Genomic DNA, 19,111 nt, shown 5'->3' on the forward strand with positions numbered 1-19,111 from the left:
ATGCGCATCGGTGCCCCCCGCGCGACGGGCGCGGACCCCCGGCTCGTCGCCGTCACCCCCGACGCGGCGCGCCGCCTCGTCGACCTCGGCCACGACGTCGTCGTCGAGCCCGGGGTGGGCGACGGCGCCCGCCTGCCCGCCCACGACTACGTGGCGGCGGGCGCCCGGGTCGCCGATCGGGCGGACGTCTGGGCGGCCGACGTCGTCGTGACCCTGCACCCGCCGGCCCCGCAGGAGGTCGACCTGATGCGGCCGGGCGCGACGCTCGTCGCGCAGCTCTCGCCGGCGACGAGCCCCGCGCTGCTGGCGGACCTCGCTGCGCGCGGCGTGACGGCGCTGGCCCTCGACGCCGTGCCGCGCATCTCCCGCGCGCAGGCCCTCGACGTGCTGTCGGCGCTGTCGAACGTCGCCGGCTACCGCGCCGTCGTCGAGGCGGCCGAGGAGTTCGGCGGCATGTTCACCGGCCAGGTGACCGCCGCGGGCAGCACCCCGCCCGCGCGCGTCTTCGTCATCGGCGCCGGTGTGGCCGGCCTGGCCGCGATCGGCACGGCGGTGAGCCTCGGCGCCGAGGTGCACGCGTTCGACGTGCGGCCCGAGGCCGCCGAGCAGATCGAGTCGCTCGGTGCCCGGGTGGTGCGGGCGGACGACGCCGTCCAGCAGGTCAGCGCCGACGGGTACGCGAGCGCGCAGAGCGCCGACCAGGAGGCGGCCGCCCTGCGCGCGTACGCGGAGCAGTCCGCGCAGGCGGACGTCGTCGTCACGACCGCCCTCGTGCGCGGCGCGGCGCCCACGACGATCACCCGCGCGATGCTCGACGCGATGCGTCCCGGGTCGGTGGTCGTCGACCTCGCCGCTCCGGGCGGCGGCAACTGCGAGGCCACGGTGCCGGGCGAGCGGGTGGTCACCGACCGCGGCGTCGTCGTGCTCGGGTACACGGACCTGGCGGCGCGGCTGCCGCAGCACAGCTCGAGGCTGCTCGGCACGGTGGTGGTCAACCTGCTCACCCTGCTCACGCCGGGCAAGGACGGGCAGGTGGTGCTCGACCTCGACGACCCCGTGGTCCGCGGCATGACCGTGGCCCATGAGGGTGCCGTGACCTGGCCGCCGCCCCCGGTCGCGGTCTCCGCCGCGCCGCCCCCACCGGTCCCGGAACCTGTGCCGACCACTGCCACCGTCACCGACCCCGGGGCCGAGCGTCGCCGTCGCGCGACGCGACGGACGGTCCTGGGGGCGCTCGGCGCCGTCGTCGCGGGCCTGCTGATCGCGCTCTCGCCACCCGACGCCGTCGGGCACTACACGGTGTTCGCGCTGGCCGTCGTGGTGGGCTTCTACGTGATCTCGAACGTCACGCACGCCCTGCACACGCCGCTCATGGCCCAGACCAACGCCATCAGCGGGATCATCATGGTCGGCGCGCTGCTCCAGATCGGCGACTCCTCGCCCCTGGTCACGACGCTCGCCGTCGTCGCCGCGGCGCTCGCGAGCGTCAACGTGTTCGGCGGGTTCCTCGTGACCCGCAGGATGCTGGGCATGTTCCGGCGCGACAGCCCGAACGCGGAGGCACCATGACGGTGACGTCGGTCGCGCTGGCCGCCTACGTGATCGCGGGGCTGCTGTTCGTGCTGTCCCTGGCGGGGCTGTCCGCGCAGGAGTCCGCCCGTCGCGGCACGGTGCTCGGCATGCTCGGCATGGGGCTGGCGGTCGTCGCGACGATCGCGCTGGCCCTCGACCGGTCGGAACGCCCCTGGCCGGTGACGGCGGGGCTGATCCTGCTGGTGCTCGTCGTGGGCGCCGCCGTGGGGTCGTGGCGGGCGCGGCGCGTCGAGATGACGCAGATGCCGGAGCTCATCGCGCTGCTGCACTCCTTCGTCGGGCTCTCCGCGGTGCTGGTCGGCTACGCCTCGTTCCTCGCCGAGCCCGTCGGGCCCGCGGGCGCGGACACCGTGCACCGCGTCGAGGTCTTCCTCGGCGTGCTGATCGGCGCGGTGACGTTCACGGGCTCGGTCGTGGCGTTCGGCAAGCTGTCGGGGCGGCTGCCGTCGGCACCCCTGACGCTGCCCGGCCGGCACGCGCTCAACCTGCTGGCGCTGGTCGCGTCCGCGGGCCTGCTCGTCTGGTTCGTCGCCGCCGACGACACGGGGACGGCGGTCCTGCCGCTGGTGCTCATGACCGTCGTCGCGCTCGCGCTGGGCTGGCACCTCGTCGCGGCGATCGGCGGCGGGGACATGCCGGTCGTGGTGTCGATGCTCAACTCGTACTCCGGCTGGGCCGCGGCGGCGGCCGGCTTCACCCTGGGCAACGACCTGCTCATCATCACCGGCGCCCTCGTGGGCGCCTCCGGCGCGATCCTCAGCTACCTCATGTGCAAGGCGATGAACCGCTCGTTCTGGTCCGTGGTCCTCGGCGGCTTCGGCGCGGGCGCGGCGGGCGGGCCGTCCGGCGGAGGCACGGCCGAGGCGGGCGAGGTGCACGAGACGTCCCCGGACGAGGTGGCCGCGCTGCTCACCGCGGCGCGGTCCGTCGTCGTCGTGCCCGGGTACGGCATGGCCGTGGCGAAGGCGCAGCACCCGGTGGCGGACCTCGCCGAGCGGCTGCGGGCCCGAGGCGTGACGGTCCGGTTCGGGGTGCACCCCGTGGCGGGGCGCCTGCCCGGCCACATGAACGTGCTGCTGGCCGAGGCGCGCGTGCCCTACGACGTCGTGCTCGAGATGGACGAGGTCAACCCCGACCTGCCCGGGACGGACGTCGTGCTCGTCATCGGCGCGAACGACACCGTCAACCCGGCGGCGCAGGACGACCCGACGTCGCCGATCGCGGGCATGCCCGTCATCGAGGCGTGGAAGGCGCGCGACGTCGTGGTGTTCAAGCGGTCGCTCGCCACGGGCTACGCGGGCGTGCAGAACCCGTTGTTCTTCCGGGAGAACACCCGGATGCTCTTCGGCGACGCCAGGGAGCAGGTGGACAAGATCGTCCAGGCTCTCTGACGCCGCCGAGGAGGCCGAGCTCAGAAGCGGGAGTCCGCCTGCGACTCGTAGACCGCGGCGTCCAGGACGCCGTCGGCGTGCAGGTACGACGGCGAGTCGGGGACCGGCGTCGCGTCGATCGTGCTGGCGTCGGCGGGCACGCCGTCGAGGCTGGGCATGACCGAGGCCAGCTCGGGGCGCCACTTGGTGAACCGGAACGGGAAGCACTGCTCGAGCAGGTCCACCATCGCGGAGGCCGCGGTCGAGGCGCCCGGGGAGGCGCCCAGCAGGCCGGCGATGGAGCCCTCGGCACCCGTGACGATCTCGGTGCCGAACTGGAGCACGCCCTTGCCGTCGGCGTCGCGCTTGATGACCTGCACGCGCTGGCCGGCCGTCAGCTTCTCCCAGTCCTTGGGGTGGGCGGTCGGCATGAACTGCTGCAGCGCCTGGAACTTCGTCTCGGGCGCGGCCATGAGCTGGCCGACGAGGTACTGCGTGAGGTCGAGGTTCTTGAGGCCCGCGCCGAGCATCGAGGTGACGTTGTTGGCGCGCAGCGACGTGATCAGGCCCAGGTACTTCCCCTTCTTGAGGTACTTGGGGCTGAAGCCGGCGTACGGGCCGAACATGAGGTAGGTCCTGCCGTCGACCACGCGGGTGTCGAGGTGCGGCACGGACATCGGCGGGGCGCCGACGTCGGCCTTGCCGTACACCTTGGCCTGGTGCTGGGCGACGAGCTCCGGGTTGTCGGTGCGCAGGAACTCGCCGGAGATCGGGAAGCCGCCGAAGCCCTTGATCTCGGGGATGCCGGCCGACTGCAGCAGGGGGAGCGCGCCGCCGCCCGCGCCGACGAAGACGAACTTCGCGGTGACGGTGCTGGCGCGGTTCCGTGCGTTCCAGGAGCGGTCCTTGACGCGCAGGCGCCAGCGGCCGTCCTTGGTGCGCTTGAGGCTCTTCACCTCGTGCTGCAGCCGGAGCTCGGCGCCGTTCGCGACGAGACCGTCGATGAGCTGACGCGTGAGGTTGCCGAAGTCGACGTCGGTGCCCGAGGTCGCGCGGGTGGCGGCGATCGGCTCGTCGGCGTCACGCTCGGTGGTCAGCAGCGGCGCCCAGCGGCCGATCGTCGCGCGGTCGGTGCTGTACTCCAGGTCGCGGAACAGCGGGTGCACCCGCAGCGTCTCGTACCGGCGGCGCAGGTAGTCGACGTTCTTCTCGCCCCGCACGAACGTCATGTGCGGCGTGCTGCTGAGGAACGAGTCGTCCTTGAGGCGGCCCGTGGCGAGCAGGTGCTGCCAGAGCTCGCGCGAGATCTCGAACTGCTCGTTGATCGCCACCGCCTTGGTGATGTCGATCGAGCCGTCCTTGCGCTCGGGCGTGTAGTTGAGCTCGCAGAGCGCGGCGTGCCCGGTACCCGCGTTGTTCCACGGGTTCGAGGACTCCTGCGCGACGTCCTCCAGCCGCTCGTAGATGCGGATGGACCACGACGGCTCGAGCTGCTGGAGCAGCGTGCCGAGCGTGGCGCTCATGATTCCGCCGCCGATGAGGACGACGTCGACGTCGGCCCCTGTGGGGGCCCCAGCAGTCGTAGCACTCGAAGTCACCGGGTCACCATACGCCGCGCGTGAAAACTGTCACAAAGAATGAGAGCAACCTCACACAGGGCCGTGACCTGCAGTGACGTGGGTCACACCGATCGATGGCGCCGCCGCTGGTCACGGCCTCGGGGTCGACGAGGACGGCCACGGGCCGAGGTCGGGCAGCGGCACCTCGACGCCCTCCCGGAGCGCCGAGACCGGCCCCGACGGTGCGCGCCCGGCGAGCCAGGCGGCGACGTCGCGCGGGTCGCCGACGAGCTCCGGCGCGTCGCCGGCCGTGTCGTCGCCGGCCGGGAGCCGCACCGCGAGGAAGTCGCGCAGGTGCGCGCAGAACGCGACGTCCCAGGTGCCGTACCCGAGGGCGCTGTCGCCGAGGCCGGCCGTCGCGTCGACGGCGTGGATGCGCGCCTCGCGCCACCAGGCGAGCAGGGCGTCCGCGAGGACGCCGTCGCGGTAGGCGACGGGCGCCGCCCAGAGGGCGTCGCCCGGAGCGGGCCAGACCGCGGCGAGCCGGGTGCGTGCGGCCACGAGGGCCGCCGCGTGCTCGGCCGCGGTCCGGCCCGCGCCCGCCTCGATGGCGGCGTCGCGGCCCGGCCGCCCGCCGTCGTACGGCGCGATCGTCTCCGCGCGGGCGGCGTACTCCGCCTGGCGCGCGAGCGCCGCGCCCACGTTCGCGACGTGCGACAGCACGTGGCCCCGGGTCCACCCGTCCAGGGGCGACGGGTCGGCCGCCGCGCCGTCGGGCAGGGCGCGCACCACCTCGATCAGCGCGGCGAGGGCGTCGTCCGCGTCGGCGAGGGCGTGCGCGACGAGGTCGGGGGTGCTCGCGCCGGTCACGGGGGTCACGGGGGTCACGGCCACAACAGCTCCTTGGTCCAGGCGGGGGAGTTCTCGGGGGTGCTCGGGCCGGTCCGGTAGCGGAGGCGGGACTGGCCCCGGTCGTCGCTCGCCGCCCAGAACTCGACGCTCGCGGGGGCGAGGACCCAGGCGGTCCAGGCGGGCGCGACGGCGTCGGGGTGCTCGCGCACCTCGTCGAGGCGGGCGGCGAAGGCGTCCCGGTACTGGCCGGGAGAGTCCAGGGGTTCGCTCTGGTGGCCGACCAGTCCCGCGGCGCGCGAGCCGTCGGGGCGGGCGCGGAAGTCGGCCGCGCCCGCCCCCGGGCCCGCCGTGGTGGCCCGCCCGGTGACGCGGACCTGCCGGCCGAGGTCCCGCCAGAACACGGTGAGCGCGGCGTGCGCGTTCTCGGCGAGGTCCCGGCCCTTCGGGCTCGTCGCGTGCCCCGCGAACCACCACCCGTCGGCGGTGACGTCCTTGATCACCAGGGTGCGCGCGTGCACCCGGCCCGCGGCGTCCGCCGTGGACAGGGTCGCGGCGTGCGGGGCGCCGACCCCGGTGGCGAGCGCGTCGTCGAACCACTGCGCGAAGAGCTCCTGCGGGGTGGCCGGGGCGGTGTCGAGGTCGTCGAGGTCGACGCCGAACGGCGGCAGCCCGGGCGGGAAGGTCGGCAGTGCGCGCAGGCGCTCGCGGAAGGTCACGCGGTCTCCTCGGGGTGGTCGGGTCCGGGGCGGTCGCCCAGGAGGGACACGAAGCCGCGCACGGCGGCCCGCATCGCGTCGGGGTCGCCGGTGGCGCGGGCGAGCACGTAGCCGCCCTGCACGATCGCGACCGCGGCGTGCGCGCGGTCGCGGGCGGCGTCGTCGGGCAGGCCGGACTCGCGCAGGGCCGCGGCCACGGCGTCGAGCAGGCGGACGAAGTAGGCGGTCACGACGTCGTGCAGGCCCGCGTCGTCCATCACGGCCTGGTCGCTGGTGAGGCGGCCGACCTTGCAGCCGGCGAGCGCGTCGCGCGGGCGCTCGACGTAGGCGACGACGCGGTCGAGCGCCGGCGTCGTGCCCTCGAGGTCGCGGCGCGCGGCGGCCAGCGCGCTCTCGACCGTGGCCCCGACGGCGGCCGCCGCGAGGTCGTGCTTGGTGGGGAAGTGGTGGTACAGGCTGCCCTGCCCGACCCCGCTGGCCGCGAGGACCTGGCGGGGGCTCGTGGCACCCACGCCCTGTGCGGCGAACATCTCCTGCGCGGCGGCGACGAGGCGGTCGCGCGCATCGGTCGGCGTGCTCATGCCGTAACCATACCTACCTCTAGGTATGGTGACCACCCCGAGGCCGCCCGCGGGAGACGGCGCGCACGACGGCGACGCCCGCCGCGACGCCGACCACGGCACCGACCGCGGCCCAGAGCAGGCCCGCCGGGGAGAAGGCGGCGCCGAGCAGCGGGTCGAGCGCGGGCCATCGCTCGGCGAGGTCCTGCGGCAGCGGCGTCAGGCGTGACACCTCGAACGCCGCGCAGAGCGCGAACCCGACCAGCCCGGCCGTGAGCGCCCGCGTCCGCGGCCGGACGACCAGGACGAGGACCGCGACAAGAGCCGCCGCGAGCACGTCTCCGACCGCGTCGCCCCACGGCTCGGGGAGCCGGCGCTCCGCCAGCCGCCCCACGCGAGCGACGACGACCGCGAGCAGGAGCAGCGCGAACCGGGGCGCGAACGCGCGGGCCAGGGTGCGGGCGAGTGCGTCGGAGGTGGGAACGCGGCCGGGCACGCCGGACGCCTCAGAAGTAGTCGCGCACGTGCACCTGGCGACCGCCCCACAGGGCGTCCCAGAGCGCGTCGTGCCCGGTCGGTCCGTCGGCGCCGCCCGCGAGCCGGGCGTTCGCCGTCGACTGCGCGCCCGCCCACGTGACGGCCAGCCCGGCCGACGTGAACGTCAGGCGGTCGCCCGGCGTCGCCCGGTCGTCGGGGGTGACGCGCACCGCGCCGTCGGCCGCCTCGAGCGTCCACGCGCCCTCGAGGTCCGGCGTGCGGGGGTCGGCGACGGCGAACGGCACGCGGGCCGTCACGGGCGGCACCCGGGAGGCGCCGAGCGCGCCGGGCACGTCGAGCAGGCGCAGCATGTAGGGGCGCGGCACGGAGGTGGCGGCGTGGTCGGGGAGCACCAGCCGTGACACGTCGACCCCCGCCCAGCCGCCGGACGTGCAGACCTGCACCCAGCCCGCGACCGACCCGAACGAACCGAGCAGGCGGAACAGGACGCGTGCGGCGTCCGGCGTGAGCGCGACGAGGTCGTCGACCTCGATGGTGTTGGTTCGGTCGTAGCCCGGGCCGCGCGACCAGCTCGCGAAGCCGAGCGTCTCCTCGTCCGCACCCTCGCCCCGCACCGCGAGGCTGACGCCCGTGTAGTCGGAGTCCGGACCGGTCATCCCGTCCGCCTCCATGGTGAACGGCGTCTCGCCGCGCGACAGCGGCCCGTTCTGGGCGGACGCCCACGCCTCGTACACCTGACGGACGGCGGGGACGTCCGCCGCGGTGGCGCGCCGGGCCCGCACGCCGGCCGCCGGCCGGGCCACCGCGGCGAGCGCCGCCATCGGGACCCGCACGTCCTCGAACGCGCCGACCACCTCGTAGCCCAGGCCGCGGTAGATGCCCGCGGACGACGGGTAGAGCGTCGAGACGACGTCGCCCCGGTCGCGGGCCTCCGCGAGGGCCGCCTCCATCAGCGGCCGCAGCAGGCCGGAACCGCGGTGCTCGGCGGCGACGGTGACGCCCGCGAAGCCCGCCGTCGGGACCCGCGCGCCGTGGAACCACGACGTGAACGACCGCACGCCGAGCCCGGCGACGACCTCGCCGTCGTCCGTCGCGACCCACGGCCTGACGTTCGGCGAGGGCCAGCTGTCGGGGTCCGGGTCGGGGGCCGGGTGGGGCGAGACACCGAAGGCCTCGGCGCCGAGGCGTCGGCTGGCGGGGACGTCGGCGAAGGCGGCGCGGCGGAACTCGATGCTGGTGGCGAGGCTCACGACGGCGACGCTAGCGCCCTGCGGGCGGCGCGTCACCGGCATTGCGCCGTACCGTGATCCGGTGAGCACACCGCCCACGCCCGACGCGACGCAGGCCCGGATGCGCAACCGCGTCCTGGTGGTCGCGATCCTGGCGTCGTTCGTGTCGTTCCTCGACGGCACGGTCGTCAACGTCGCCCTGCCCGCCATCGGCGACGAGCTCGGTGGCACGGGCGAGGCGCGGCTCAGCCTGCAGCAGTGGGTGGTGGACGGCTACCTGGTGACGCTCGGCTCGCTGATCCTGCTCGCGGGCTCGCTCTCGGACCTGCACGGACGCCGCCGCGTGCTGGTCGCCGGGCTCGTGGGGTTCGCCGTGGCGTCCGTGCTGTGCGCGCTCGCGCCCACCGGGCCCGTGCTGGTGGGCGCCCGGCTGCTGCAGGGGGTGGCCGGGGCGCTGCTCGTGCCGAGCTCCCTGGCGCTCATCATCTCGACGTTCGACGGCGAGGCGCAGGGGCGCGCCATCGGGCGGTGGACGGCGTGGACGGGCACCGCGATGATCGTCGGCCCCTTCGTCGGCGGCGGCCTCGTGGACCTGCTGTCGTGGCGGTGGGTGTTCTGGATCAACCTGCCGGTCGTCGCCGTGACGCTCGTGCTGCTGCGGCCCGTGCCGGAGGCGCACGAGACGACGGGGCGCCGGCTCGACGTGCCGGGCGCCGTGCTCGCGGCGACCGGCCTCGCGGCGGGCGTGTACGGCCTGATCGAGCGGACGTGGCTCGCGGCCGGCGTGGGCGCGGTGCTCCTCGCCGCGTTCGTCGTGTACGAGCGGCAGGCCCGGGACCCCATGATGCCGCCGCGCCTGTTCGCCGCGCGCAACTTTGCCTGGGGCAACCTCGCGACGTTCGCCGTGTACGGCGCCCTGTCGCTGGGCGGGTTCGTGCTGGGCCTGTTCCTGCAGCAGGTGGCGGGCTGGTCGGCCACCGCCGCCGGGGTGGCGCAGCTGCCGACGACCCTCGCGATGCTGGCGCTGTCGACGCGGTTCGGCACCCTGGCCGCCCGGTACGGGGCGAGGTGGTTCATGACGGTGGGGCCTGTCGTCGCGGGCGCCGGGTACCTGCTGCTCCTCTCGATGGACGAGAGCGCGGCCTACCTCACGCAGGTGCTGCCGGGTCTGCTCGTGTTCGGCCTGGGGCTGTCCATCACCGTCGCGCCCCTGACGTCCGCCATCCTCGGTGCCGCGCCGCCCGCGGACGCCGGCATCGCGTCCGCGGTCAACAACGCCGTCTCGCGCGTGGCCGGGCTCCTGACCGTCGCGTTCGCCGGCGTGATCCTCGGCGGGGTGCTCGACGTCGCGTCGTTCCATCGGGCGCTGCTCGTCACGGCGGGGCTGCTCGTGCTGGGCGGGCTGGTGAGCATGGTCGGCATCCGCGACGTGCGGCGTCCTGCAGCCGAGGAGGACGCCGGGGTCACAGGGGCAGCTTGAACCCCTCGTGCGACTGCGCGTAGCCGAGCGACCGGTAGAAGCGGTGCGCGTCCGGCCGCTGCTTGTCCGACGTGAGCTGGGCGAGGATGCAGCGGCGCTCGCGGCCGCGAGCGTGCGCGTGCTCCATCATGGTCCGTCCGAGACCCTGGCCGCGCAGCGCGGCGTCGACGCGCACGGCCTCGACGAGCAGGCGCGTGGCGCCGTTGCGGGAGATGCCGGGCACGAACGTCAGCTGCATGCAGCCCACCACGGCCCCGTCGAGCTCCGCGACGACGAGCTCGTTGTCCGGGCTCGCCTCGACGGCCTCGAAGCCCGCGACGTGCGCCGGGCCGAACTCCCCGGTGCGCGCGGCGGCGACGGCGTCGTCCGCGATGAGCTCGACGATCCTCGGCAGGTCGTCGCGGGTGGCGAGGCGGAAGGTCACGGCGGCGGGGGCGGGGGAGTGCGGCACGCCCGGACGGTAGCAGGTGGCGCTAGCCTCGCCCCGTGACAGAGCGTGCGACCGACGACGTGACCGAGCGCGAGATCACCGCCGACGTTCCCCTGTGCCTCCCCGGCGGGCGGCTGAACCCCGACGCGGTCGGCTGGTCGCGCGCCCCGCGGCACGACACGTCCGGCGTCGGGCGGGGGCTGCGGGGGCTGCGGGGGCTGCGGGGGCTCGGGCGGAACAAGCGGTGGGAGTACTGGGCGGTCGTGACGCCGGACCACGTCGTCGCGCTCACCACCTCCGCGCTGGACTACGCCGCGCTGCACCAGGTGTGGGCGTGGGACCGGGCGTCCGGCGAGGAGGTCGACGCCGTCGCGATCGCCCCGCTGAACGGCACGGCCACGCTGCCCGGGCGTCTCGGCGCCGGCCCGGTCCGGTCGCGCACGCGCGCGGTGGCGATCGCGGTGGACGAGGGGCCCGCGGGGACGCGCCTGCGGGCCCGCACGGCCCGCGTCGACCTCGACGTGACCGTGCCCCGGCCCGCCGGGCGCGACCTGCTCGGGGTCGTGGTGCCCTGGTCGGCGCGGCGGTTCCAGTACACGGTGAAGGACGTCGGGCTCCCGGCGGCCGGCACGCTCCGCATCGACGGGGCCGAGGTGCCGGTGCCCGCCGGCTCATGGGCCGCGCTCGACCACGGGCGCGGGCGGTGGCCCTACCGCGCCGCGTGGCAGTGGGGCGTGGGGTTCGGGCAGGGCGTCGCGCAGGACGGCGCGCGGCACGAGGTAGCGGTGCAGCTCGGTGGCACGTGGACCCGGCAGGGGCCGACGACGGAGAACGGCGTCTTCGTGGACGGTCGTCTGCACAAGCTCCACGACGAGCTCGACTGGACGTTCGACCGCGGCGCGTACATCCAGCCGTGGCGGGTGCGCGGCGCGCGGCTGGACCTGACGTTCGTGCCCGCGCGCGACCGGGTGAGCCGGACCCAGCTCGGTCTCGTCGCATCGTCCACCCACCAGTGCTTCGGCGCGTGGTCGGGCTGGGTGACGACCCACGACGGCACGCGCCTCGACGTCGACGGCCTCGACGGCTGGGCGGAGGACGTCGCGCAGCGCTGGTGAGTTGCGCGCGCTGGGTGAGTTGCGCGGCGCTGGTGAACGGCGCCGCCGCCGGCAGGGTCAGAAGGGCGGCTGCGCGTCGTCGATCCCGGCCGCCTCGTCGCCGTGCCCGGGACCATGGCCTGTGGGCGTGACGCGATGTCGGGTGGTCTCGACGGGTTCGGCTCGGGTGACGTGTCGGCGTCCGGTGGGGGAGGTCCATTCGAGGGTGCCGCCCCAGCCGGTGGGCTGGGTGTTGGCCCCGGTGGTGTCGACCTGTCTGACGTGCCAGGTCGACTGGTGCTTGATCACGTGGTGGCGGCGGCAGAGTGCGGCGAGGTTGGTGGCGCTGGTGGTGCCGCCGTTGGCCCATGCCTGGGTGTGGTCGAGGTCGGCGCGGGTGGCGGGGTGGGTGCAGCCGGGGAAGCGGCAGGTGGTGTCGCGTGCGCGGATGAGGGCTTTGAGGTCGGCGGGGACGGTGTAGGTGGTGCGTCCGACGGACAGGACGGTGCCGGTCTCGGGGTCGGTGAGGATCCGTCGTAGTGAGGGTGCGAGGGCGGTGAGCTGTCGGGCGGTGTCCGGGTCGATGGGGACGTGGCCGTTCATGGTGGCGGGGGCGTCGGTGATGCCGAGCAGGGTCAGGACCGGGACGGTGACGGTGACCTGCGGCCGGATGGAGCGGGCCAGGGTCGCGATCGTGGGCTGGTCGTGCAGCGCCACGTCGGAGCGGCCGGTGGTGAGTCGACCGTGCACGGCGTCGGTGCCCTGGCCGATTCTCGCGCTCGGGGGCTCGCTGTGGTCGAGGGTGCCGTCGTCCAGGAGGAGGGCGGCGAGGGTGTCGGCGCGGGCCTGGGCGAGGGTGCGGTGCTCACCGGTGCCGCTCCGGCTGGTGGCGTTGCTCAGGTTCCCGGTGGTGCTGGTGAGGTGGTGGGCGGTGCGGGTGAGGCGGTCGTAGGCGGCGTGGGCGAGGGGTGCGGGCAGGTGGGCGGACAGCCAGGCCATGCCGTCGTGTCCGTCGTCGAGCCAGACGGCTCGGTGCCGGGTGGCGTCGGTGTGGCGGACGTCGGCGGGGGTGGGGTGGGCGGTCTCGCGGGCTCGGCGTGCTCGTCTGGCGACCTGTGCGGGGGTGCAGGTGACCGTGGTGGTCTGCGTGTCGAGGATGGTGGTCAGGACGGATCGTTCGACGGTGGCGGCTTCCTGGGGCGTCAGGTCTGCCAGGTGGGTGGTGATCGCGGTGGCGTGCCCCCAGGACAGGCGGCCTTCGTGCAGTGCGGCGAGGGTCGCGGGGGCCTTGGTGGTGAGGGTGTGGGCGTGGTCGGTCAGGGTGCCGGCGGCGTGTTCCCCGATGCGGAGGGTGGTGGCGACCTCGGCGGTGACGGCGCGGTGGGCGAGCTCGAGGCGGCGGGCCGACGGCGCGCGCCGGGTGGTGGGGTCGTCGGGGTCGAGCAGGTCCGTCTCGAGTGCCTCGGCCAGGCCGAGCGTGCGGGAGAGGAGGACGGCGCGTTCGGCGTGCAGGGCCGCGATCTGGGCATCGTTGGCGGTGAGCTGGTCCAGCACCCGGTCCAGGTCGGCCAAGGAGGGGCGACCCGCCGGCACGGGTGCGGGTGCGGGCACAGGTACGGGTGCGGGTGCGGCTGCGGCTGCGGGAACGGGTGCTGACGCGGGTACGGGTGGTGCGGTGTCGGTCGCTGGCGGACGGTCCTCGCGTCGTGACTCTTCCTCGAGCAGCTCGCTGATCGACGGGGCCCACGACCGGGGCATCGCGGCGAGCCGGGCCGCCGCCGCCCGCAGGTCCGTCGACGAGCTCACCCGGTCGCTGACGCCACCCGCCGCACCGGCGTCGGTGCCGGTCACGGGGTCGGGGAGCGTCGTCGTCATGCCCCCAGCCTAGCGACGTTCGAACACCTGTACTAGTCCCTGGCCAATATCTGTGGACGATCGAGGCATGGCGCAGGGCGCCTCGCGCCGCCGGTACCGTCGGCGCCGCTCAGCGGACCCGGTCGGCGCCGCCCGACGCGACGTAGGCGGCCGCGACCGACGCGGGCTTGCGCGCGGCCTGGTCGCGGAGGCAGGCGCTGAACAGGTCGCGGAAGTCGAGCCGGGGCCATCCGGCTTCGACGCCGGCGAGGACGGGTGCCGGCCAGTGCTCGAGGCCGCGGCCCGTGACGTCGGCGCCGGTCGACCGAGCGAGCAGGTATCCCTCGGGACGCTCCTGCCGCGGGACGTCGTCGTCGTCGAGCATGTGGTCGACCACCGCCCTGGCGGTCCGCTCCCGGCGCTCGGGCGCCCAGCCGGCACCCGCGGTGACGACCCAGGCGACGTGGCCGCCGGCGACCTCGAAGGGCTCGGTGTGCACGTCGAACGCGGTCGTGAGGCCGGTGTCGTGCAGCAGGCCCGCGACGGCCAGGACCTCGTCGTCGACAGGGAGGGCCAGCCGTCGTCTGAGGTCGGCTGCGAGCAGGGTGGACCGCACGGCGTGGTGCACGAGCGCCGCGGGCGAGAAGCGTTCGAGCACCTCGAACGCGGCGGCGACGGCGGCGGTGCGGGGGAGCCCGCCCGGCACAGGGGAGGTCATGGCGCGCACTCTAGTCCCGCGTCCCCGTCTTCTGCCCCGGGCAGAAGGCGGGGACGCGGGCGTCCGGCTGCGCCAGGCTGGGGGCATGAGGCTGCTGGTGCTGGGTGGGTCGGCGTTCCTGTCGAGGGCGGTCGCGGCCGACGCCGCGACGCGCGGGCACGAGGTGGTGGCCGCGAACCGGGGCCGCTCCGGGCCGGTGCCGGATGGCGTGCGGCACGTGCGGCTGGACCGCGCCGACCCGTTCCCGGAAGCGCTGGCGGCCGAGGGCTTCGACGCCGTCGTCGACGTGTCGCGGACGCCGTCGCACGTGCGGCGGGCGGTGTCGGCGCTGCCCGACGCGCACTGGGTGTTCGTGTCGACGATCAACGTCTACGCGGACGACGCCGACCCGGGCGGACCCGGCGTCGGGCGGCTGCGCGCGCCGCAGGCGGACGACGTCGACGGAGCGGAGGACCCGGAGGCGTACGGCGCGATGAAGGTGGCGTGTGAGGAGCTCGTGCGCGCGGGGGCGGTGACGTCGGCGGTCGTGCGCCCGGGCCTCATCGTGGGGCCGGGGGACCCGAGCGGACGGTTCACCTACTGGCCGGCGCGGCTGGGCCGTGCGCGCGACACCGGCGCGGGCACCGACGTGCTGGCGCCGGGCGACCCGGCGGACCCGATGCAGGTGATCGACGTGCGGGACCTCGCGACCTGGCTCGTGGACCTGGCTGAGCGGCGGACGGAGGGGACGTTCGACGGGGTCGGCCCGGTCGCACCGATCGGCGAGCACCTCGCCGCGGCGGCCCGCGGGGTCGGCGCCGAGCCGCGCTGGGTGTGGGCGGACGACGACGCCTTGGCGGCGGCGGACGTCCGGCCCTGGTCGGGGGAGCGGTCGCTGCCGCTGTGGCTGCCGCGGCCCGAGTACTCCGGCATGCCCGCGCACGACGCCGGACCCGCGCTCGCCGCCGGGCTGGCGCCACGGCCGGTCGAGGACACCGCGCGCGACACGCTGGCCTGGCTGCGTGCGACGCCCGACGCGGAGGTCACCGGCCTGACCGCGGCCGAGGAGGCCACCGTCCTGACGCACATCGCCGTGCCGTGACGGCGCGCCTCGCCCGCCGCTGAGCGCTCGGGAGCGCCCAGGATCGCGCGAGGAGCGGGAACACGCTGGCGCGTCGGTCTCCGTGAACCTGTGCAGGCCGGGTCAGGACGTCGGGTTGCAGCGCGCGGCCATCGTCGCGACCAGCCCGACGTCGGGGCGCCACGGCTCGAGGTTCCACGAGTCCTTGTCGCGCGCCCCGAGGGCGTGGCACTCCAGCTGGTCGCGCATCGTGGGCGTGTCCACCTCGGGGTCTGTCGCCACGAGCTCGGCCCAGACGACGTCGACGCCCGCCTGGCCCGCCGCCCGCGTCCATGCGGTCGGCACGACGGCGAGCGACCGGCCGCCCTCGCGCTCGCCCCAGTCGGTGCTCTCGACCGCAGCGGTGCCGAGGGTCGTCGTGACGACCTCGTCATTGCTCTCCGTACCGTCCGTGCCGTCCGCCGTGCCGCCCGACGAGGTCCGGACCTCCAGGTGCGTGCCGTCGACGGCCAGGAGGCGCGCGCCTCGCGGGGCGGACAGCCCGCCGACCGCCACCCCGGCGGCGCGCACCGTGACGCTGCCGTCGGGGTGCGGCTCGAGCGAGCCGTCCGAGGTCAGCGTGATCGTCGGCGGGCCCGCGTCGTCGGCGGGCTCCAGCGCGACGGTGGCCGTGCTGCCGCCGTCGGACGAGACGTGCACCCGGGGCGCGTCGGGCGTCGCTCCGGGGACCGACACCTCCAGCGTCACGCCCCGCGACGCCACCTCGACCCGCACGGGACTGTCGGGGGCAGGAGCCGTCGGGCCAGGCGTCGTCGCGCCCGGCGTCGCGGTGGGTGGGCCGGACGACGCGGGCGGGGACGGCGTGCAGGCGGCGAGCGTCAGGAGCGCGGCGGCCACGGCGCTCGCGAGGGGCGCGCGGGTGCGGCGGCGGGGAGGCACGCGCCCAGTGTCCGTCACGGGGGCGACTCCGGCGTGGCTCCTCCACCGAGGGTCTGGTCCCGCGCGGTCCGGCGCTGTCGGGGTCTGGAGATCTGAGTGAGGTTCGCCTAACCTTACTGCGTGAGCACGCGAACGCTGTCGAAGCCGGTCGACCCGCACGTCCTCGTCGCCGAGGTCGTCACGACGAAGCGCCTGAGCCCGCACCTGCAACGGGTGACGCTCGGCATCGACGCGATCGACCGCCTCACGCTGGTGGGGGACGACCAGTGGTTCCGGCTGTTCCTGCCGCGCCCCGGCCAGGACGCGCTCAAGCTCCCGACCCGCACGTCGAACCTCGGCTGGTACGCCCAGTACCTGGCGACCCCGCGCGCCCGGCGCCCGATCGTCCGCAACTACACGATCCGCGCCGCGCGCCCCGAGCTGCGGGAGATCGACGTCGACTTCGTGCTGCACGGCCACGACCCGGCGCCCGGCACCGCCCACGAGCCCCTCGGCCCCGGCGCCGGGTTCGCGATGGGCGCCCGCCCGGGCGACCACGTCGGCCTCCTCGACCAGGGCACGTACCATCACCGGCAGGCCGCGTGCGACTGGCGGCTGCTGGTCGCCGACGAGAGCGGCCTGCCCGCCGTCGCCGGCATCTGCGAGTCGCTGCCCGACGACGCGCGCGGCGTCGCCGTCGTCGAGGTGCCCACCGCCGACGACCGTCAGGACTTCCGCGTGCCGGACGGGGTCGACCTGCGCTGGGTCGAGCGCGACCGCGCCGCCGTGGACGACCCGGCCCTCGGCGAGGTGCCCGGCCGGGCCGCGCTCGCCGTCGTGCGCGGCGCAGAGCTCCCCGGGGGCGCGGGGTACGCGCTCGTCGCGGGCGAGCAGGCGCTCGCGGCGGGCGTGCGGCGCCACCTGGTGGACGACCGGCGGTGGCCGAAGACGGCGATCGACTTCGTCGGCTACTGGCGGCACGGCAAGGCCTCGCCCAGCTGACCGGTCCGCCGCGCGCCGGAAGGCGGCCCGCCGGCTACTCGACGACGACCACCTCGTGCGGCGAGGTGTTCAGCCGGACGGCCGCGTCCGGGGTGTCCGCCAGGCCGGGCACCCCGGCAGGGAACGCGACGACGATGTCCTCGATGCGCACGCCGAGCTCGCCCGGCAGGTAGATCCCCGGCTCGACGGAGAAGCACATGCCCGGCTCGACCGGCGCCTCCTCGCCCTCCACCATGTAGGGCGGCTCGTGCGTCGTCAGGCCGATGCCGTGGCCGGTGCGGTGCACGAAGTGCTCGCCGTACCCGGCGTCCGTGATGACGGCGCGCGACGCGCGGTCGACGTCCTGGCACGACGCCCCGGGCCGCACGGCGTCGACGCCGGCCTGCTGCGCTGCCCGCACGACGTCGTGCACCTCCTGCTCGCGGTCGGTGAGCGCGCCGACGTGCACGGTGCGCGTGGTGTCGGAGCCGTAGCCGTCGGCGAGCCCGCCGAAGTCCATCACCACCATGTCGCCCTCGCGGATGATCCGGTCGCCGGCCTCGTGGTGCGGGTCCGCGCCGTTCTCGCCCGCGCACACGAGCGTGAAGTCGACCTGCTCGTGCCCGTGCGCGCGCAGCAGGGCGTCCAGGTCGTCGGACACCTCCCGCTCCGCGCGGCCCGCGAACCGGCGCGTGACGATCTCGGCGAACACGGCGTCCGCGCCGGCGCACGCGGCGGCGAGGCGGGCCACCTCGTCGGCCGACTTGGCGGCCCGCAGCATCGGCAGGGCGTCGGTGACGGCGGTGTACGACGACGCGGGCAGCGTGCGCTGCAGGCCCAGCACGTGCAGGGCCCACGCCGTGTCGCTGATGGCGTACCGCCCGTCGGGACGCAGCAGGCGCCCGACGACGGCGTGCTGGTCCTCGCCGTCCGTCCAGGCGACCGACTCGATGCCGCCGACGGCGCCGACCTCGAGGTCGTGCGCCTCGAGCTGGGGCACGACGGCCACGGGGTCGCCGTCGACCGGCAGCACGAGCATGGTGAGGCGTTCGAGCTCGGCGGCGGGGGTGTAGCCGAGGAAGTAGCGCAGGTCGGGGCCGGGCGTCACCAGCACCCCGGCGAGGCCCGCGGCGGCCGCCTGGGCGGCCGCGCGACGGCGACGGTCGGCGTGCACGGCGGGGGAGAAGGGCGTCATGTGCCCAGCGTGCCGCGCGCGGCCCCGACCTGCACCACGGTCAGACGCGGACCACGATCTTGCCGCGGCCGTGGCCCGACTCGGAGGCCCGGTGGGCGTCGGCGGCGTCGGCGAGGTCGAAGACCTGGCCCACCTCCACCGTCACCTTCCCGGAGTCGATCAGCGCACCGAGCGCCTCGAGGTCGGCGCTGGACGGGCGCACCCACACGTAGTGCCCGCCGTGCTCGGTGCGCGCCGCGGCGTCCGTGATGGACGTGACGACGCCGCCGGGCGCGAGCACGGCGGCGCTCGTCGCGACGGCGTCGCCGCCCACGTAGTCGAGCGCGACGTCGACGCCGTCCGGGGCGAGGGCGCGGACGCGGTCGGCGAGGCCGTCGCCGTAGGTGACGGGCTCGGCGCCGAGGCCGCGCAGGAAGTCGTGGTTCGCCTCGCTCGCGGTGCCGATCACCCGGGCCCCGAGGCTGCGCGCGATCTGCACGGCGAAGGAGCCGACGCCGCCTGCCGCCGCGTGCACCAGCACGGTCTGGCCCTCGCGCACGCCCGAGCGCAGGATCGTCTGGTACGCCGTGAGCCCCGCGAGCGGCACGCCCGCCGCCTCCTCGAAGCTCAGCGACGCCGGCTTGCGCGCCAGCGTGCGCACCGGGGCCGCGACGAGCTCGGCGAACGTCCCGCCGTGCACCCAGTCCTTGCGGACGTACCCGTAGACCTCGTCGCCGACCTCGTACTCGGGGGTGTCCAGGCCGACCTGCTCCACGACCCCGGCCACGTCCCACCCCGGGACCACGGGGAACTGGGTGTCGAGGAGCCCGGCGAGGTAGCCCTCGCGGACCTTCCAGTCGACGGGGTTGACGGACGCGGCGCGGACGCGGACGACGACGGAGTCGGGCCCGGCCTGCGGGTCGGGCTGCTCCGTGAGCTCGAGGACGTCGGATCCGCCGAAGCGGGAGTAGGTGATGGCTCGCATGCCGGGCACAACAGGGGCCGGGCCGCGAGGAATTCCCGCG

At 75.6% G+C, this 19,111-nt stretch carries 17 protein-coding genes and 1 pseudogene; 6 read left to right on the top strand and 12 right to left on the bottom strand.

Going from position 1 to position 19,111, the window contains the following annotated elements; all coding sequences use genetic code 11:
* Both ACH436_RS01225 and pntB read left to right on the top strand, forming a co-directional pair.
* Nucleotides 1-1,569 (top strand): Re/Si-specific NAD(P)(+) transhydrogenase subunit alpha, encoded by a 1,569-nt coding sequence (locus ACH436_RS01225; RefSeq protein WP_430558359.1) that lies wholly within the window; start codon nucleotides 1-3, stop codon nucleotides 1,567-1,569.
* Nucleotides 1,566-2,984, top strand: coding sequence for a Re/Si-specific NAD(P)(+) transhydrogenase subunit beta (pntB, locus tag ACH436_RS01230; protein ID WP_430558360.1), 1,419 nt, complete (start codon nucleotides 1,566-1,568; stop codon nucleotides 2,982-2,984). The genes ACH436_RS01225 and pntB overlap by 4 nt, the downstream gene beginning before the upstream one ends.
* Before the next feature lie 20 nt (nucleotides 2,985-3,004).
* On the opposite strand, the pseudogene mqo reads toward pntB, so the two are convergent.
* The 6 genes and pseudogenes from mqo to eis form a co-directional block, all read right to left on the bottom strand.
* A pseudogene (mqo, locus tag ACH436_RS01235) lies at nucleotides 3,005-4,564 on the bottom strand (malate dehydrogenase (quinone)); the annotation flags it as partial.
* A gap of 108 nt (nucleotides 4,565-4,672) precedes the next feature.
* Nucleotides 4,673-5,410, bottom strand: coding sequence for a maleylpyruvate isomerase family mycothiol-dependent enzyme (locus ACH436_RS01240; protein WP_430558361.1), 738 nt, complete (start codon nucleotides 5,408-5,410; stop codon nucleotides 4,673-4,675).
* Nucleotides 5,407-6,090: a pyridoxal 5'-phosphate synthase gene (locus tag ACH436_RS01245; RefSeq protein WP_430558362.1), complete on the bottom strand. Its 684-nt coding sequence runs from the start codon at nucleotides 6,088-6,090 to the stop codon at nucleotides 5,407-5,409. Before ACH436_RS01245 ends, ACH436_RS01240 begins: the two co-directional genes overlap by 4 nt.
* Entirely contained in the window at nucleotides 6,087-6,671 is a 585-nt protein-coding gene (locus ACH436_RS01250) for a TetR/AcrR family transcriptional regulator (protein ID WP_430558363.1), read from the bottom strand. Before ACH436_RS01250 ends, ACH436_RS01245 begins: the two co-directional genes overlap by 4 nt.
* Nucleotides 6,672-6,690: 19 nt before the next feature.
* Entirely contained in the window at nucleotides 6,691-7,146 is a 456-nt protein-coding gene (locus tag ACH436_RS01255) for a DUF2809 domain-containing protein (RefSeq protein ID WP_430558364.1), read from the bottom strand.
* Between the two features lie 10 nt (nucleotides 7,147-7,156).
* Nucleotides 7,157-8,398: an enhanced intracellular survival protein Eis gene (gene eis / locus ACH436_RS01260; protein ID WP_430558365.1), complete on the bottom strand. Its 1,242-nt coding sequence runs from the start codon at nucleotides 8,396-8,398 to the stop codon at nucleotides 7,157-7,159.
* A gap of 100 nt (nucleotides 8,399-8,498) precedes the next feature.
* Here eis and ACH436_RS01265 point away from each other — a divergent pair, with 100 nt between their 5' ends.
* Nucleotides 8,499-9,857 (top strand): MFS transporter, encoded by a 1,359-nt coding sequence (locus ACH436_RS01265; RefSeq protein ID WP_430559128.1) that lies wholly within the window; start codon nucleotides 8,499-8,501, stop codon nucleotides 9,855-9,857.
* Here the strand turns inward: ACH436_RS01265 and ACH436_RS01270 are convergent.
* Nucleotides 9,841-10,308 carry a GNAT family N-acetyltransferase gene (locus tag ACH436_RS01270; protein WP_430558366.1) on the bottom strand — a complete coding sequence of 156 codons (468 nt, stop codon included), beginning with the start codon at nucleotides 10,306-10,308 and terminating at the stop codon, nucleotides 9,841-9,843. The genes ACH436_RS01265 and ACH436_RS01270 overlap by 17 nt on opposite strands.
* Before the next feature lie 35 nt (nucleotides 10,309-10,343).
* Between ACH436_RS01270 and ACH436_RS01275 the strand changes: the two genes are divergently transcribed.
* Complete coding sequence (locus ACH436_RS01275) at nucleotides 10,344-11,402, top strand: DUF2804 domain-containing protein (protein ID WP_430558367.1); 1,059 nt, start codon at nucleotides 10,344-10,346, stop codon at nucleotides 11,400-11,402.
* Between the two features lie 57 nt (nucleotides 11,403-11,459).
* On the opposite strand, the gene ACH436_RS01280 is transcribed toward ACH436_RS01275, so the two are convergent.
* Nucleotides 11,460-13,256: a DUF222 domain-containing protein gene (locus tag ACH436_RS01280; protein WP_430558368.1), complete on the bottom strand. Its 1,797-nt coding sequence runs from the start codon at nucleotides 13,254-13,256 to the stop codon at nucleotides 11,460-11,462.
* A 109-nt stretch (nucleotides 13,257-13,365) separates the two neighbouring features.
* A complete protein-coding gene (locus ACH436_RS01285) occupies nucleotides 13,366-13,953 on the bottom strand; it encodes an HD domain-containing protein (protein ID WP_430558369.1) in 588 nt (195 codons plus the stop codon).
* 85 nt (nucleotides 13,954-14,038) lie between these two features.
* Here ACH436_RS01285 and ACH436_RS01290 point away from each other — a divergent pair, with 85 nt between their 5' ends.
* Nucleotides 14,039-15,034, top strand: coding sequence for an NAD-dependent epimerase/dehydratase family protein (locus ACH436_RS01290; RefSeq protein WP_430558370.1), 996 nt, complete (start codon nucleotides 14,039-14,041; stop codon nucleotides 15,032-15,034).
* Between the two features lie 102 nt (nucleotides 15,035-15,136).
* Here ACH436_RS01290 and ACH436_RS01295 read toward each other — a convergent pair whose 3' ends face one another.
* The gene (locus ACH436_RS01295) at nucleotides 15,137-15,952 is read right to left on the bottom strand and encodes a DUF2599 domain-containing protein (protein ID WP_430558371.1); all 816 of its coding nucleotides are present in this window, start codon (nucleotides 15,950-15,952) and stop codon (nucleotides 15,137-15,139) included.
* 120 nt (nucleotides 15,953-16,072) lie between these two features.
* Here ACH436_RS01295 and ACH436_RS01300 point away from each other — a divergent pair, with 120 nt between their 5' ends.
* On the top strand, nucleotides 16,073-16,933 hold the full coding sequence (locus ACH436_RS01300; protein ID WP_430558372.1) for a siderophore-interacting protein: 861 nt from the start codon (nucleotides 16,073-16,075) through the stop codon (nucleotides 16,931-16,933).
* A 34-nt stretch (nucleotides 16,934-16,967) separates the two neighbouring features.
* Here ACH436_RS01300 and ACH436_RS01305 read toward each other — a convergent pair whose 3' ends face one another.
* Together ACH436_RS01305 and ACH436_RS01310 are read right to left on the bottom strand one after the other, a co-directional pair.
* On the bottom strand, nucleotides 16,968-18,107 hold the full coding sequence (locus ACH436_RS01305) for a M24 family metallopeptidase (protein ID WP_430558373.1): 1,140 nt from the start codon (nucleotides 18,105-18,107) through the stop codon (nucleotides 16,968-16,970).
* 40 nt (nucleotides 18,108-18,147) lie between these two features.
* Entirely contained in the window at nucleotides 18,148-19,071 is a 924-nt protein-coding gene (locus tag ACH436_RS01310; RefSeq protein WP_430558374.1) for an NADP-dependent oxidoreductase, read from the bottom strand.
* Between the last annotated feature and the right edge of the window lie 40 nt (nucleotides 19,072-19,111).

The organism is Isoptericola sp. NPDC019693 (assembly GCF_044389085.1).
Lineage (GTDB): Bacteria > Actinomycetota > Actinomycetes > Actinomycetales > Cellulomonadaceae > Isoptericola.

Bases quoted from the DNA above. Each gene is read 5' to 3' on its own strand.
- ACH436_RS01310 (WP_430558374.1), bottom strand. From the start codon at position 19,071: ATGCGAGCCATCACCTACTCCCGCTTCGGCGGATCCGACGTCCTCGAG.
- ACH436_RS01305 (WP_430558373.1), bottom strand. From the start codon at position 18,107: ATGACGCCCTTCTCCCCCGCCGTGCACGCCGACCGTCGCCGTCGCGCG.
- ACH436_RS01225 (WP_430558359.1), top strand. From the start codon at position 1: ATGCGCATCGGTGCCCCCCGCGCGACGGGCGCGGACCCCCGGCTCGTC.
- ACH436_RS01265 (WP_430559128.1), top strand. From the start codon at position 8,499: ATGCGCAACCGCGTCCTGGTGGTCGCGATCCTGGCGTCGTTCGTGTCG.
- ACH436_RS01290 (WP_430558370.1), top strand. From the start codon at position 14,039: ATGAGGCTGCTGGTGCTGGGTGGGTCGGCGTTCCTGTCGAGGGCGGTC.
- pntB (WP_430558360.1), top strand. From the start codon at position 1,566: ATGACGGTGACGTCGGTCGCGCTGGCCGCCTACGTGATCGCGGGGCTG.
- ACH436_RS01280 (WP_430558368.1), bottom strand. From the start codon at position 13,256: ATGACGACGACGCTCCCCGACCCCGTGACCGGCACCGACGCCGGTGCG.
- ACH436_RS01285 (WP_430558369.1), bottom strand. From the start codon at position 13,953: ATGACCTCCCCTGTGCCGGGCGGGCTCCCCCGCACCGCCGCCGTCGCC.
- ACH436_RS01250 (WP_430558363.1), bottom strand. From the start codon at position 6,671: ATGAGCACGCCGACCGATGCGCGCGACCGCCTCGTCGCCGCCGCGCAG.